This window comes from Mesorhizobium sp. M0037 (genome assembly GCF_040323635.1).
In the GTDB taxonomy this organism is placed as follows: domain Bacteria; phylum Pseudomonadota; class Alphaproteobacteria; order Rhizobiales; family Rhizobiaceae; genus Mesorhizobium.
In genome coordinates this window covers 26,403-40,736 of sequence record NZ_JAMYVB010000005.1, presented here as the reverse complement: position 1 = coordinate 40,736, position 14,334 = coordinate 26,403, and the positions used below count along the sequence as shown (strand labels likewise).

The 14,334-nt window shown below is 63.2% G+C and carries 13 protein-coding genes; 6 read left to right on the top strand and 7 right to left on the bottom strand.

Annotated elements, in window-relative coordinates:
* Positions 1-9: 9 nt before the first annotated feature.
* The 4 genes from NKJ78_RS10205 to NKJ78_RS10190 all read left to right on the top strand — a co-directional run bounded on the left by NKJ78_RS10205 (position 10) and on the right by NKJ78_RS10190 (position 4,146).
* Positions 10-1,353, top strand: a complete 1,344-nt coding sequence (locus NKJ78_RS10205; protein ID WP_023670028.1) for a cytochrome b — start codon at positions 10-12, stop codon at positions 1,351-1,353.
* 23 nt (positions 1,354-1,376) lie between these two features.
* Positions 1,377-2,249, top strand: a complete 873-nt coding sequence (locus NKJ78_RS10200) for a cytochrome c1 (protein ID WP_023737806.1) — start codon at positions 1,377-1,379, stop codon at positions 2,247-2,249.
* A 196-nt stretch (positions 2,250-2,445) separates the two neighbouring features.
* Positions 2,446-3,591: an alpha-hydroxy acid oxidase gene (locus tag NKJ78_RS10195; RefSeq protein ID WP_352459846.1), complete on the top strand. Its 1,146-nt coding sequence runs from the start codon at positions 2,446-2,448 to the stop codon at positions 3,589-3,591.
* 9 nt (positions 3,592-3,600) lie between these two features.
* Positions 3,601-4,146, top strand: coding sequence for an adenine phosphoribosyltransferase (locus NKJ78_RS10190; protein ID WP_013529989.1), 546 nt, complete (start codon positions 3,601-3,603; stop codon positions 4,144-4,146).
* Between the two features lie 95 nt (positions 4,147-4,241).
* Here NKJ78_RS10190 and NKJ78_RS10185 read toward each other — a convergent pair whose 3' ends face one another.
* From NKJ78_RS10185 to NKJ78_RS10155, 7 genes are all read right to left on the bottom strand, one after another.
* Entirely contained in the window at positions 4,242-4,706 is a 465-nt protein-coding gene (locus NKJ78_RS10185; protein WP_023733357.1) for a MaoC family dehydratase, read from the bottom strand.
* Complete coding sequence (locus tag NKJ78_RS10180; protein WP_023670033.1) at positions 4,703-5,164, bottom strand: MaoC family dehydratase; 462 nt, start codon at positions 5,162-5,164, stop codon at positions 4,703-4,705. Before NKJ78_RS10180 ends, NKJ78_RS10185 begins: the two co-directional genes overlap by 4 nt.
* Positions 5,165-5,242: 78 nt before the next feature.
* Positions 5,243-6,217 (bottom strand): magnesium/cobalt transporter CorA, encoded by a 975-nt coding sequence (gene corA, locus NKJ78_RS10175; protein WP_023728252.1) that lies wholly within the window; start codon positions 6,215-6,217, stop codon positions 5,243-5,245.
* A gap of 211 nt (positions 6,218-6,428) precedes the next feature.
* On the bottom strand, positions 6,429-7,532 hold the full coding sequence (gene ychF / locus NKJ78_RS10170; RefSeq protein ID WP_023695807.1) for a redox-regulated ATPase YchF: 1,104 nt from the start codon (positions 7,530-7,532) through the stop codon (positions 6,429-6,431).
* Between the two features lie 97 nt (positions 7,533-7,629).
* Positions 7,630-8,370: an aminoacyl-tRNA hydrolase gene (pth, locus tag NKJ78_RS10165; RefSeq protein WP_023737808.1), complete on the bottom strand. Its 741-nt coding sequence runs from the start codon at positions 8,368-8,370 to the stop codon at positions 7,630-7,632.
* Between the two features lie 21 nt (positions 8,371-8,391).
* Positions 8,392-9,036 carry a 50S ribosomal protein L25/general stress protein Ctc gene (locus NKJ78_RS10160; RefSeq protein WP_023686131.1) on the bottom strand — a complete coding sequence of 215 codons (645 nt, stop codon included), beginning with the start codon at positions 9,034-9,036 and terminating at the stop codon, positions 8,392-8,394.
* 257 nt (positions 9,037-9,293) lie between these two features.
* Complete coding sequence (locus tag NKJ78_RS10155) at positions 9,294-10,526, bottom strand: ROK family transcriptional regulator (RefSeq protein WP_245260363.1); 1,233 nt, start codon at positions 10,524-10,526, stop codon at positions 9,294-9,296.
* Between the two features lie 242 nt (positions 10,527-10,768).
* Between NKJ78_RS10155 and NKJ78_RS10150 the strand changes: the two genes are divergently transcribed.
* Together NKJ78_RS10150 and NKJ78_RS10145 are read left to right on the top strand one after the other, a co-directional pair.
* Positions 10,769-13,330: an ATP-binding cassette domain-containing protein gene (locus tag NKJ78_RS10150; protein WP_352459847.1), complete on the top strand. Its 2,562-nt coding sequence runs from the start codon at positions 10,769-10,771 to the stop codon at positions 13,328-13,330.
* Entirely contained in the window at positions 13,327-14,316 is a 990-nt protein-coding gene (locus NKJ78_RS10145; protein WP_023691580.1) for an ABC transporter permease, read from the top strand. The genes NKJ78_RS10150 and NKJ78_RS10145 overlap by 4 nt, the downstream gene beginning before the upstream one ends.
* The last annotated feature ends 18 nt before the right edge of the window (positions 14,317-14,334 follow it).

Genomic DNA, 14,334 nt, shown 5'->3' with positions numbered 1-14,334 from the left:
GATAATTCGATGAGCGAGGGACACTCGACCTATACGCCCAAGACCGGTATCGAACGCTGGTTCGACGCCCGCATGCCGCTGCCGCGCATGGTATATGACAGCTTCATCGCCTATCCGGTGCCGCGCAACCTTAACTATGCGTGGACCTTCGGCGGCATCCTCACGATCATGCTGGTGGCGCAGATCCTGACCGGTATCGTGCTGGCCATGCACTATACCGCCGACACCAACCTCGCCTTCAATTCGGTCGAGAAGATCATGCGCGACGTCAATTCGGGCTGGCTGTTGCGCTACATGCATTCCAACGGCGCCTCGTTCTTCTTCGTCGCTGTCTACATCCACATCTTCCGCGGGCTTTATTACGGCTCCTACAAGGCGCCGCGTGAGCTGCTGTGGATCCTCGGCTGCATCATCTATCTGCTGATGATGGCGACCGGCTTCATGGGCTATGTGCTGCCCTGGGGTCAGATGAGCTTCTGGGGCGCCACCGTCATCACCGGCTTCTTCAGCGCCATTCCGCTGGTCGGAAACTGGATCCAGGAACTGCTGCTCGGCGGTTTCGCCGTCGACAACCCGACGCTCAACCGCTTCTTTGCGCTGCACTATTTGCTGCCGTTCATGATTGCCGGCGTCGTCGTGCTGCACGTCTGGGCGCTGCATGTGGTCGGCCAGTCGAACCCGACCGGCATCGAGGTGAAATCGAAGACCGACACCGTTGCCTTTACGCCCTATGCGACCATCAAGGATGCATTCGGCATGATCGTGTTCCTGTTCTTCTTCGCCTATTTCGTCTTCTACCTGCCGAACTTTCTCGGCCATCCGGACAATTACACGATCGCCAACCCGCTGAAGACGCCGGCCCACATCGTGCCGGAATGGTACTTCCTGCCGTTCTATGCGATCCTGCGCGCGATCACCTTCAACATCGGGCCGATCAACTCCAAGCTCGGTGGCGTGCTGTGCATGTTCGGCGCCATCGTCATGCTGTTCCTGGTGCCGTGGCTCGACACCTCCAAGGTGCGCTCGGCGGTCTACCGGCCCTGGTACAAGCTGTTCTTCTGGCTGTTCGTCGCCGACGCTGTCCTGCTTGGCTGGCTTGGCTCGCAGCCGGCGGAAGGCGGCGGTCTGTTGACCCTCCTGATAGGTGAGGTCTCGGGCAACTACGTTGGCTACGCTCAAGCGGCGACACTGTTCTACTTCGCCTTCTTCCTCGTCATCCTGCCGGTGCTTGGCCTGATCGAGACGCCACGCAGACTGCCGAATTCGATCACCGAGGCGGTGCTGGAGAAGAACAAGGGTGCCGGAGGGGGACATCCGGCCGGTGCGACCGCGGCGCCGGAAACCAAAGGCTGAGTGAGAATCTAAGGGGATTTGGCATGAAAAAGATTCTCACCTCGCTCGCCCTGCTAGGCGTGTTTGCCGCTGGCATCGGAGCCGTCGGCAGTGTGGCGATTGCCGCTGAAGAGGCGCACAACGCGGCGGCACCGACGCATTTCCCGATCCACGAGCCGAAGGAGATGGACTGGACTTTTGCCGGTCCGTTCGGCACCTACGACCAGGCGCAGCTGCAGCGTGGCTTGAAGGTCTACAAGGAAGTCTGCTCGGCCTGCCACTCGATGAATTTGGTGGCGTTCCGCACGCTGGAGGACCTCGGCTATTCGGAAGCGCAGATCAAGTCCCTGTCGGCTGAGTACACCATCCATGATGGACCCAACGATGCCGGCGACATGTTCGACCGGCCGGGCAAGCCGTCCGACCATTTCCCGGCGCCGTTCGCCAATGAGGAGGCGGCTGCCGCTTCCAACGGCGGCGCTGCCCCACCGGATATGTCGCTGCTGGCCAAGGCCCGCGGCGTCGAGCGCGGCTTCCCGCGCTTCGTCTTCGACATATTCACGCAATATGCGCAGGGCGGCCCGGACTACATCCATTCGCTGCTGACCGGCTACGACGAGACGCCACCTGCCGGCATGGTGATCCCCGAAGGCACCCACTATAATCCATACTTCATGTCCGGCGTGTCGCTGAAGATGCCCAAGCCGCTCTCCGACGGCCAGGTCACCTACGATGACGGTTCGCCGCAGACGATCGACCAGTATTCGCGCGACGTCTCGGCGTTCCTGATGTGGGCGGCCGAGCCGCATATGGAAGACCGCAAGAAGACCGGCTTCCGCGTGCTGGTGTTTCTGCTTCTGTTTGGGGCGCTGATGTATCTGACCAAGCGCAAGGTATGGGAAGGCGTGGCCCACTAACCGCCGCTACCCCTGTGAAATCGGAAAGGGCGTCTTCGGGCGCCCTTTTTGCTTGCCGAAGCGGGCAGGGGGCTGTCGCCTTGGGTGCAACCACCCGCCTGGTCGAACAAGTCCGTTGGCAGGGCGCCATGTGATTGGTATGCACGCGCGACCGGTGATGAAGGATTGCCGGCGATAAGACACCTGGGAATCGATGATGCGGCTACGCGACTGTCACAACTTTTCCGATTTCCGGCGCATGGCCCAGCAGCGGTTGCCTGGGCCAATCTTCAACTACATCGATGGCGCGGCCGACGACGAGGTCACCTATCGCCGCAACACCGAGAGCTTCGAGCGCTGCGACCTCGTTCCCAACGTGCTGCGCGGGGTAAGCGAGATCGACATGTCGGTGACGGTGATGGGCCAGAAGCTGGCCATGCCCGTCTATTGCTCGCCGACCGCCTTGCAGCGGCTGTTCCATCATCAAGGCGAGCGCGCGGTGGCCAAGGCTTCGGCCAAATTCCGCACGATGTTCGGCGTGTCCTCGCTCGGCACTGTCAGTCTTGAGGAAGCGCGCAAGATCAGCAGCAGCCCGCAGGTCTACCAGTTCTATTTCCACCGGGATCGCGGCCTCAACCGGGCGATGATGCAGCGGGCGAAAGCGGTTGGAGTCGAAGTGATGATGCTGACCGTCGACAGCATCACCGGAGGCAACCGCGAGCGCGACAAGCGCACCGGCTTTGCCATCCCCTTCAAGCTCAACCTTGCCGGCATGCTGCAGTTCGCGCTGAAGCCGGGCTGGGCGATCAACTATTTCACCCATGAGGGGTTCAAGCTGCCGCAGCTCGACGAGCATGTCGACATGGGCGGCGGCACGATGTCGATCAGCCGCTACTTCACCGAGATGCTCGATCCGTCGATGACCTGGGACGATGTTGCCGAGATGGTCAGACTGTGGAGAGGTCCGTTCTGTCTCAAGGGCGTCATGTCGGTGGAGGATGCCAAGCGCGCCGTCGAGATCGGCTGCAGCGGCATTGTGCTGTCCAACCATGGCGGCCGGCAGCTGGACGGCTCGCGGGCGGCGTTCGACCAACTGGCCGAGATCGTCGATGCCGTCGGCGACAGAATAGACGTCATCATGGATGGCGGCGTGCAGCGCGGCACCCATGTGCTGAAGGCGCTGTCGCTCGGCGCCAAGGCTGTTGGCGTCGGCCGCTATTATCTGTTCCCGCTAGCGGCGGCCGGCCAGCCGGGCGTAGAGCGGGCGCTGGAGCAGATGCGGGTCGAGATCGAGCGCGGCATGAAGCTGATGGGCTGCAGTTCGATCGAACAATTGTCGCGCAACAACCTCCGTTTCAGGTAATCTCGACCCATGAAATCCTCGCTCGAAGACACGCTGCTCGCCGCGATCCGCACCATTCCGGACTACCCCAAGCCCGGCATCCTGTTTCGCGACATCACCACTTTGCTCGGCAATGCGCGCGCCTTCCGCCGCGCCATCGACGAGCTGGTGCATCCCTATGCCGGCCAGAAGATCGACAAGATCGCCGGCATCGAGGCACGCGGCTTCATCCTCGGCGGTGCGGTCGCGCACCAGCTTTCGGCCGGTTTCGTGCCGATCCGGAAGAAGGGCAAGCTGCCTTACGAGACGGTACGCGTCGCCTACAGCCTGGAATACGGGCTGGACGAGATGGAGATGCACAAGGACGGCGTTGCGCCGGGCGAGAAGGTGATCCTGGTCGACGACCTGATCGCGACCGGCGGCACGGCGGAGGCGGCGGTCAAGTTGCTGAGGCAGATCGGCGCCGATATTCTTGCCGCGTGCTTCGTCATCGACCTGCCGGATCTCGGCGGACGGGCGAAGCTCGAAGCGCTGGGCGTGCCGGTGCGGACGTTGATCGGGTTTGAGGGGCATTAGGGAGTAGGGAGTAGGGAGTAGGGAGGGAAGCTCCGCATTCCGTGCAAGGCGCAGCACCCACTGCTGCCTAATCCCTACTGCCTAAAACCTACCCTCTACCCAGCCTTCACCAGCACGGCGCTGTCGAACTCCAGCACCTTGTCGCCTGCCGAATCGGAACCTTCCGAGCGCAGCGCCAGCAGGCGCCAGCCGGGGCGGGTGGCAAGCGGGCGGTGGGACAGGGCCGTGCGCATGAAGGTGACGGTTTCTCCGGCATAGACCGGCTTTGGCCATTTCAGGTTCCTGAAGCCGGGGGAGGGGCCGAATTCTGGTACCGGGCCGGGTCCGGTCCATTGAGAAGCGTCCATAGGATTTTTGAGATTGAGCTTCATCCAGGTGGCCGCGGTGTGCCAGCCTGAGGCGCAGAGGCGGCCGAACACGCTTTTCTTCGCCGCCTCCTCGTCGACATGAAAGACCTGTGGATCGTATTTGCAGGCGAACGCCTTGATCGCCTCGGCTTCGAATGTGTGCGAACCGAGGTTGATGGTATCGCCGATGCGGAAGAACGCGTCGAGGCTCATGCGCCGGCCTCGCGGGTCAAGAACATGACAGTGTTCTCAAGTTCGAAGACGCTTTCACCGCGCTGGTTGAACAGTTCGCTGCGCAAGGTGACGAGGCCGAGCTGAGGCCTGGATTTCGACAGGCGCCTGGCAAGCACGCTGGTGCTGCCGGCCAGCGTGTCGCCGGCCAGCACCGGCTTCTTCCATTTGACCTGGTCGATGCCGGGCGCGCCTTGCGCGGTCGAGTCGAGCAGGAAGGCGTCGCACAGCATGCGCATGAAGATCGCGCAGGTGTGCCAGCCGGAGGCGGCCAAGCCGCCAAGGATGCTGGCCTTGCCGGCGGCTTCGTCGAGATGCATCGGCTGCGGGTCGAATTCGGTGGCGAATTCGATGATTTCGGCCGCACTCACCTGCTTGGCGCCGAGGTCGATCGATGCGCCCTCGGTGAAATCCTCGTAGGCCCAGCTTTTTGCGGTCATGATCCCAATCCGGTTGTACGATCACCGGGCATCCGGATGCCGTCCGGGCGGCGTTTGGTCAAGCGAATTCTATTGGGCCTACAACCAGCCGCGGCGGCGGAAATACCAGAACGGCAGGATCGCCGACAGGATCATCAGGCCGATGGCGAAGGGATAGCCGAGCTCCCATTTCAGCTCCGGGATGACGTCGAAATTCATGCCGTAGATCGAAGCTACCAGCGTCGGCGGCAGGAAGATGACGGCGGCGACCGAGAAGATCTTGATTATGGCGTTCTGCTCGATCGAGATCATGCCGAGCGTCGCGTCGAGCAGGAACGAGATCTTCTGCGACAGGAAGGTGGCGTGGTCGGCGAGCGACAGCACGTCGCGCGATACTGTCTTGATGCGGGCGCGGACGTCCTTGCTCATCTTGATCTGGGTCGCGACATGGGCAAGGAAGCCGGTGAGGCGCTGCAGCGAGATAAGGCTGTCGCGGATCGAGGAGGCAATGTCCTCCTTGCGGCCGATGGCCTTGAGCAGTTCCTGGAAGTCGCGATTGCGCTTGTTCACCTTGGTCGACCGCGCTTCGAAGATATCGCGCGAGATCGTCTCGATGTCACGGCCGGCGCGTTCGAGAATATCGGCTAGGCGATCGACGATCGCCTCCAGCAGGCCGATCAGGATGGTGTTGCCGGTGGTGCAGCCTGTCGCCACCTTCTCGGCGCGCAGGGGAAAGGTCTTGAACGCCTTCGGCTCATGATAACGGATGGTGACCAGTCTCGGGCCGGCAAGCACAAAGGTAACCGGTGACATCAAGGGATCATCGATTTCGGTCTGCGCCGGCAAGGTGGCGGTCATGAAGTAGGCGCCGTCCTCGATGTAGAGGCGGCTCGAAATCTCGATCTCCTCCATCTCCTCGCGCGTCGGGATGGCAACGCCGAGCCAGGTCTCGATCGCTGTTTCTTCTTCCTTGGTCGGGTTGAGAAGGTCGGCCCAGACGACGTGATCGCCATTGGCCACGAGATCGTCGGCGGGGCGCAGGCGGTCATTGCCGACGACGAAGGCCTTGATCATCGCCGCTCTCCATTGGTTGAGCCCAAGAGGTTCCGTTCGATAGCGATGGGTCTTGCACGCGCGGCAGTTCCCACGGCCACGGCCAGTCGGATGCAGAGGGCCTTAGACCCGGTGCCAAGGGCAGTCAAGCGAAGCGGCAGGCTGGCTCCTCCACTTGACGCAGCTGTGATCGGCCGCGGTCAGCGCGCGAGCCGCGAGATGCCTCGGCGTCTCAGGTGTTGAACTTGAACAGCAGCACGTCGCCGTCCTGGACGACATATTCCTTACCTTCGTCGCGCGCCTTGCCGGCCTCCTTGGCCGCCACTTCGCCGCCCAGCGTGACGTAGTCGTTATAGGCGATGGTCTGGGCGCGGATGAAGCCGCGCTCGAAGTCGGTGTGGATGACGCCGGCGGCCTGCGGGGCCTTGTCGCCCTTGTGGATGGTCCAGGCGCGCGTCTCTTTCGGCCCGGCGGTGAAATAGGTGATGAGATGCAACAGATCATAGCCGGCGCGGATGACCTTGTTGAGGCCGGGTTCGTCGAGACCGAGCGACGACAGGAACTCCATCTCTTCTTCGTCCGAGAGCTGGGCGACTTCGGCCTCGATCGCGGCCGAGATTACGACGGTGCCGGCGCCCTGCGCTGTCGCCATCTTTTCCACGGCCTTGGTGTGCTCGTTGCCGGTGGCGGCGTCGGCTTCGGCGACGTTGCAGACATAGAGCACGGGGTGCGAGGTCAACAGGTTCAGCCCCTGCAGGATGCGCAAATCCTCGGCTGAAATGCCCTTGAGCAGGATGCGGGTCGGCTTGCCGGCCTGGAGGAGCTCGAGTGCGGCCTCCATCATCGGCAGCACGGTGGTTGCTTCCTTGTCCTTGCTGCCGGCGCGCTTGCGGAACTGCACGATGCGGCGCTCGAGGCTGTCGAGGTCGGCAAGCATCAACTCGGTCTCGACTGTATCGGCGTCGGCGACAGGGTCGATCTTGCCCTCGACATGGGTGATGTCGTCATCCTCGAAGCAGCGCAGCACGTGGACGATGGCGTCGACCTCGCGGATGTTGGCGAGGAACTGGTTGCCCAGCCCTTCGCCCTTGGAGGCGCCGCGCACCAGGCCGGCAATGTCGACGAAGGAGATGCGGGTCGGGATGATCTCTTTCGACTTGGCGATCGCGGCGATCTTCTGCAGCCGCGGGTCAGGCACTGCCACCTCGCCGGTGTTCGGTTCGATGGTGCAGAACGGATAGTTGGCGGCCTGCGCCGCCGCCGTCCTGGTCAACGCGTTGAAAAGCGTCGACTTGCCGACGTTGGGCAAGCCAACGATACCGCATTTGAAACCCATGTTCGTCCGGTCCTATCGGGAAACTAGAAATTTGATGAGGGCTATGGGCGATAGGGGTAAGGAACGTCAAGCCCTGCGGTCCCGATCCTATCGAAGCTCAGTCCTTCTTGCCGAACAGCTTCTTCAACATCGCCGCCATCGGGCCGCTTTCCGGCAGCTTGGCTGGCGCCTGCTGCGGTCGGGCCTGGCGGATGTGGCTTTGAGCCTTTGGACCTTCAGCCTTCGGCGCCTTGGGCGGCGGCCGGTCGTCGTCGCTGGTCGGCACCAGCTTGTCACGCAGGGCCAGAGTAATGCGGTTCATGAAGGAACTGTCGTCGCCCTTGGCCAGCAGCCCGGCATCGTCGGCGATGGTGTCGAGCAGCACATCCAGCCACTCGCGATCGGCCTTGGCGAAGTCGCCGAGCACATGGCCATGCACCATTTCCCGGACGCCGGGATGGCCGACGCCGATGCGCACGCGGCGAAAATTCTTGCCGACATGCTGGTCGAGCGAGCGGATGCCGTTGTGGCCGCCGGCGCCGCCACCGACCTTGACCCGCAATTTGCCGGCGGGCAGGTCGATCTCGTCATAGAAGACGGTCAGCGCCTCGGGGCCGAGCTTGTAGAAGCGCAAGGCTTCGCCGACCGCCTGTCCCGACAGGTTCATGAAGGTCTGCGGCTTGATCAGCAGAATCTTCTCGCCGGCAATCGTGCCTTCGGCGATCAGGCCCTGGAACTTCTTCGACCAGGGCGAAAACGAATGGCGGCGGGCAATTGCGTCCGCCGCCATGAAGCCGACATTGTGCCGGTTATCAGCGTATTTCGCGCCCGGATTGCCGAGGCCTGCAAAGACAAGCATCGTGAACTCCGGGCCCGAAAATTACTTCTCTTCGGCAGCAGGGGCCGCCGCTTCGGGGGCTGCCGCTTCCGCCGTCTCTTCCGTCTCCGGCTTCATCGCCGAGGAACCGGCAATGGTCGCGATGGTGAAGTCGCGATCGGAGATCACCGGCTTGACGCCGGCCGGCAAGGTAACCGCCGAGATGTGGATCGAATCGCCAATGTCGGCGCCGGTGAGATCGACGGTGATGAATTCCGGGATCGCATTGGCCGGGCAGTGGAACTCGACTTCGTGACGCACGATGTTGAGCACGCCGCCGCGTTTGATGCCGGGCGACTTGTCTTCATTGATGAAGTGGACAGGCACGTCGACGTTGACCTCGGTGTCCTTGCCGATGCGCAGGAAGTCGACATGGACCGGGAAATCCTTGACCGGGTCGAGCTGGAAATCCTTGGGCAGAACCTGGATTTTCTTGCCGTCGACATCGATCGTGGCGATCGTGGTCAAAAACCCGCCGCCATGGATTTTGTAGAAGACGTCCTTGTAGTTCAGCGCAATCGCCAGGGGAGGCTGTCTGTCGCCGTAGATAACTGCAGGCACTTTACCGTTGCGGCGAACTGCACGGGCGGACCCCTTACCGACCTGTTCGCGCGCTTCGGCCTTGAGCTCGTAAGTATCGTGGCTCATGGCATTTCCTTTCGCGTTTTATGGAGCGTTTGCGGTGGCAGTGTGCCTGGACCGTAAACGTCGAAAGCCGCCAGGCCTGGATGTCCGAATGCCAGAAACCGCATACGCGGAGCTTTGTTCGGGATCACAAGGGAAGGCAGCCTTCCGCCGCGTTGCCTCCAAGGGTGTCTACGCGGGTGGCGGCTCTATAGCGGAAGGCGGGCAGGCGTGCAAGCCATCGGGCGGCCGATGCCTGCGTTGGGCGCGCCGCATTGCGCTCAGGCCGGCAGGTCGGTGGGCGGATTTGATCCGTTTCCCTTGGCGCCACCGAGCGTGGACAGAGCGCTCAGCAGTTTCGTCCGGTCCTTGCCGATCATGAGCACGCCGCTGTCGGGCGCCAGCAGCGCCGAGAACGGCAGCATGGCGGCGCCGATCGAGGACGCTTCGGGGCCGAATTGCCCCGGCACGATCTCCGGCGCCACGATGCCGATGGCGCTGGCCTGGTTGAACTGGGCCTGCACCCTTGCCAGCAGTTCGAGATGGATCGGCCTGGGCAGGATCGAGTCGAGAACGATGGCCTCGATATCGATGATGGAGGTGATGGCGATGATCGCCTCGACCAGCGCGCTCGCGCAATCGTCGATCCATTCGAACAAGGGCGCGCGCGCCTCGGGCGGCAACGGATCGAGCTCTCGCACGCGGTTGATCACCACGCCGCGCGACCTCAGGTGATTGACCAGCACATAGATCGAGGCGCGATGCAGCAGGCTCTGGTAGCGCGCCGGTTTGGCCGCGACCGAATCGAGGCTCGAGGGCGAGACCGGCAAGGGCCCGAGTGCTGCGGTGTTGCCATGCGGGCCGGTATGGACCCTGCCGCCTTGCACCAGGCCGCCGCCGACGAAGGTGTCGATCGAGATGTGCATGAAATCGCGGAAGCGGGCGCCGGCGCCCTGGACAAGTTCGGCCAGCGCCGCCGACGTGGCGTCGTTTTCCACGAACACCGGCGTCTTTGCCGGCGTGGCAAAGCATGTCGTCAGGTCGATCGCTTCCCAGCGGCTGCCGAGATCGTCGGGAAAGCCGAGTTCCTCGCTCCAGCCGCCGAGGAAATAGGGGGAGGCAATGCCGACGCCGACGATGCTTGCATCGCCAAGTCCGTCGACGAGTTTCTCGAACGTGGCCAGCGCCATGTTGCCGGCCTTCAGCACCAGATCAGGATCGGGGAAGCGGTATTCGTGCGACTCTCTTGCGCGGATTTCACCGGCGAAGTCGACCAGAACGGCTTCCAGCGCACGCCGGCCGATCTTGATGCCGACGCTGTAGATGCGCTCCGGCGTCAGCCGGTACAGCGTGGAGGGCGAACCGCGCTGCCCGAACCTTTTTCCCACTTGCTTTACGAATCCGGAAGATTCCAAGCCGTCGACGATGGCAGCGACGGCCGCCGGCGTCAGGCTTGCCGCGCGCGCCAGATCGGACTTGGAGGCTTCCTTGAGGCGACGGATGGCGTCGAGCACGAAACGCTCATTATAGTGCCGAACTTTGACAGAATTGCTGCCTTTCCCTGACAAAACCCGAACACTCCCCAAATGTCCCGTTCCCGGCGCGAAGCCCGCAAACCACCTGCGGCCGAGCGCACCCTGCGATGCCTATGCTGGCGGCGACAGTGCGCGTCGGAACCATGGAAGTCAATTTTGCCGTTGCGCCTTTGCGCTATTTAATATAGCAAATTGAAAAAATAACTAGGCAGGGAGGAGACGTGCTGCACTCGGGCACACAAAGCGAAGCCGACGCTGCGGTGGTGCGGGCTGTTCCCATTGCCCTGGTTCAGGCGACGAAGGCTTTCGGCGGCACGATTGCGCTCAAGGACGCCTCCTTCGAATTGCGCTCCGGCGAGGTGCTGGCGCTGCTTGGCGAAAACGGCGCCGGCAAGAGCACCTGCGTGAAGCTTCTGGCCGGCGTGCATTCCCCCACCAGCGGTCACGTCGAGGTCGACGGCAAGCCAGCAGCTTTCCATTCGCCGCATGACGCGCAGGCGGCCGGCATTGCGGTCATGCACCAGCATCCTGGCTTGTTTCCCGATCTGTCGGTGGCGGAGAACATCTATCTCGGCCACATGCCGCGCGACCGCTTTGGCGGCATCGACAATGCCGCCATGCTGGCCGGCGCCCGCAAGGTGCTGGCTACCGTCGGGCTCGACGTGCCGGCGGCAACGCGGCTGGGAACACTGCGTACCTCTGAACAACAACTGGTCGAGATCGCCCGCGCGCTGTCGCTGGATGCCCGCGTGCTGATCATGGACGAGCCCACGGCGGCGCTGTCACAGCGCGAGGTCGAGCGGCTGTTTTCCGTCGTTGCCGATCTCAGGCTGCATGGCGTGGCGATGATGTTCGTCGGCCACCGCATGGATGAAATCTTCCGCATCGCCGACCGCATCGCCGTGCTGCGTGACGGGCGCCTGATCGGCGTCAAGCCGAAGGCCGAGCTTGGCCGCGCTGCCGCCATCAGCATGATGGTCGGGCGTGAAGTCACCGACCTCTATCCCGAACGGCGCCATGCCTCAGGCGCGCTGGTGCTGGAGGCGAAGGGACTTTCGCGCGCCGGCGGGTTTGCCGGTATCGACCTCAAGCTTCACGCCGGCGAGGTGCTGGGGCTTGGCGGCCTGGTCGGCAGCGGACGCACCGAGATTGCGCGCGTGCTGTTCGGTATCGACCGGCCCGACGCCGGCGAAATCCTGATCGACGGCAAGCCCGTGCAGTTCGCCTCGGCGCGCGACGCCATGGATGCGCGCATCGCCTATGTGTCGGAAGATCGCATGGGCCAGAGCCTGGTGATGGATTTCTCCATCCTCGACAATGCGGTGCTACCTGTTCTCGACAAGGCCGCACAACGCGGTCTCTACGGCACCGACCGCGCCATCGGTCTGGTGGCGGACTGGCTGAAGCGCATGAAGCTGCGCTTTTCCGGTTATGGGCAGCCGGTGAAAGAGTTATCCGGCGGCAACCAGCAGAAGGTGGTGCTGGCCAAATGGCTGCGCACCGAGCCGCGCGTGCTCATCCTCGACGAGCCGACGCAAGGCATCGATGTCGGTACCAAGGCGGAAGTGCATGCAATGATTGCTGACCTTGCCGCGCAAGGCATGGCGATCCTGCTGATCTCGTCAGAGATGCCCGAACTGATCGGCATGTGCGACCGCATTATCGTGCTGCGCGAAGGCCGCCAGACTGCCGAGTTTTCGCGCGGGCAAGCCACGCAGGAAAAAGTACTGGAAGCGGCGACCAGGACCGATGAACGTGCCGGCCAGGCAGCGCAGATAGAACGCGCCGCCGAGGAGGAAAAGGCAAAAGGACCGTTCGATTTTCTGAAGCGGCGGGAATTCGGCCTGCTTGCGGCAATGCTCGCCGTCGCCATTCCGGTCACCATCATCAACCCGCGCATGGTGAGCGCGGCGAACCTCACCGCTGTGTCGATGGACGCGGCCTTGCTGATTGTCGCCGCACTGGCGCAGATGCTGGTGCTGATCACCCGCAACATCGACCTGTCGATCGCAGCTGTGATCGGCCTCTCCGCCTATATGGCGGCCAGCATGGTTCAGGCCTATCCCGGATTGGACATCGGCATCGGCCTGATCACCGCCTGCGCCGTCGGCGGCTTTGCCGGACTGCTCAACGGCCTTGTCGTTACCAGGGGAAAGATCCCGGCCATCGTCGTTACGCTGGCTTCGATGTCGATCTTCCGCGGTTTCAACTCGATCTGGGCGGCGGGCGACCAGGTCAGCGCCGACGAAGTCACGCAAGCCTGGCTCGACATGACCGGGCTGAAGATCGCAGGCGTGCCGCTGATCGTCATCATCGCTATTGTCATCCTGTGCGCCGGCTATGTGCTGCTCTATCGCACCGCAACCGGGCGCGAGCTGTTTGCCACCGGTTCCAACCCGGACGGCGCAAGGCTGATCGGCATTCCGGTCGACCGGCGCATCCTGCTGGCCTTCGGCATGGCCGGCCTGCTAGGCGGCCTGTGCGGCGCCCTGTGGGCTTCGCGCTACGCCACCATCGATGCCCGCGTCGCGCTCGGCTTCGAACTCACGGTGATCGCCTCTGCGGTGGTCGGCGGCGTCGCCATCCGCGGCGGCTCGGGCACGCTGCTCGGCATCATCCTTGGCGCGCTCACGCTCTTGGTCATCAAGAACGGGCTGACGCTGGTGCGTGTCGACCCGCTCTGGCTGCAGGGCGTCTATGGCCTGGTGATCCTGGTTGCCATCGGCATCGACACCTTCATCGCGCGGCGTGCCGAACAGGCAAGACAGGCGAGGGCGAGATGAAAAAGTTTATCCGCTCGATCGACTTCTGGGATCTGCTGCTGGCGACCGCCTGCCTCGCTGTCTTCGTCTATGCGGCGGTCTTCGTGCCGAATTTCGTTTCCGGCTTTAACCTTTCTCAGCTGGCGGCGAGCGCCTCGGAAAAGGCGTTGCTGATCCTGCCGATGACGCTGCTCATCATCACCCGCGAGATCGACCTGTCGATCGCCTCGGTGCTGGCGCTGACATCCGTGGTGTTTGGCCTGCTCGTCCAGGGCGGCGTGCCGACGCTGGCGGCCATTCCGCTGACGCTGGTCTTCGGCGGCCTGCTCGGCGCCTTCAATGGCTATCTGGTTTCAGGGCTGGGGCTGCAGTCGCTGGTGGTGACGCTCGGCACCATGGCGCTCTATCGGGGCATTGGCTACATCCTGCTCGGCACCGGTTCGGTCAACATATTGCCGCCGGCGGTCGTCGATTTCGGCATCAGCAATCTGCCGGGCACACAAATCCCGTGGACCATCGTGCCGTTCCTGCTGCTGGCGCCGATCTTCGCGGTGGTGCTGCAGAAGACGCCGACCGGCAAGCGCATCTATGCGCTCGGCGGCAGCCCCGAAGTGGCGCGTTATTCCGGCATCGATACGCGCAAAATGGTGCTGAAGCTGTTCGTCGTTTCGGGCATGGTCGCAGCCATCGCCGGCATCGTCTACACCGCGCGCCTCTCCAACGCCCGCGCCAACAATGCGCTCGGCATGGAGCTCGATGTCATCACCATCGTGCTGCTCGGCGGCGTCAGCGTCTTCGGTGGTAAGGGGCGGCTCACGGGGGTCATGCTGGCGCTGCTGTTGATCGCCATCATCCGAAATGTGCTGGCGCTCAACCAGATCGGCGGCGACGCTCAAGGCATGATCATCGGCCTGCTTCTGATCGGCTCGCTGCTGGTCGGCAATTACTGGCGCTCCCTGGAGGAGCGGCTGTCAAGATCGCGCGTCCTGCGCGAAACCAAGGGGTGATCTCGGGCCCCTTTCTTC

Bases quoted from the DNA above. Each gene is read 5' to 3' on its own strand.
- NKJ78_RS10205 (WP_023670028.1), top strand. From the start codon at position 10: ATGAGCGAGGGACACTCGACCTATACGCCCAAGACCGGTATCGAACGC.
- NKJ78_RS10200 (WP_023737806.1), top strand. From the start codon at position 1,377: ATGAAAAAGATTCTCACCTCGCTCGCCCTGCTAGGCGTGTTTGCCGCT.
- NKJ78_RS10195 (WP_352459846.1), top strand. From the start codon at position 2,446: ATGCGGCTACGCGACTGTCACAACTTTTCCGATTTCCGGCGCATGGCC.
- NKJ78_RS10190 (WP_013529989.1), top strand. From the start codon at position 3,601: ATGAAATCCTCGCTCGAAGACACGCTGCTCGCCGCGATCCGCACCATT.
- NKJ78_RS10185 (WP_023733357.1), bottom strand. From the start codon at position 4,706: ATGAGCCTCGACGCGTTCTTCCGCATCGGCGATACCATCAACCTCGGT.
- NKJ78_RS10180 (WP_023670033.1), bottom strand. From the start codon at position 5,164: ATGACCGCAAAAAGCTGGGCCTACGAGGATTTCACCGAGGGCGCATCG.
- corA (WP_023728252.1), bottom strand. From the start codon at position 6,217: ATGATCAAGGCCTTCGTCGTCGGCAATGACCGCCTGCGCCCCGCCGAC.
- ychF (WP_023695807.1), bottom strand. From the start codon at position 7,532: ATGGGTTTCAAATGCGGTATCGTTGGCTTGCCCAACGTCGGCAAGTCG.
- pth (WP_023737808.1), bottom strand. From the start codon at position 8,370: ATGCTTGTCTTTGCAGGCCTCGGCAATCCGGGCGCGAAATACGCTGAT.
- NKJ78_RS10160 (WP_023686131.1), bottom strand. From the start codon at position 9,036: ATGAGCCACGATACTTACGAGCTCAAGGCCGAAGCGCGCGAACAGGTC.
- NKJ78_RS10145 (WP_023691580.1), top strand. From the start codon at position 13,327: ATGAAAAAGTTTATCCGCTCGATCGACTTCTGGGATCTGCTGCTGGCG.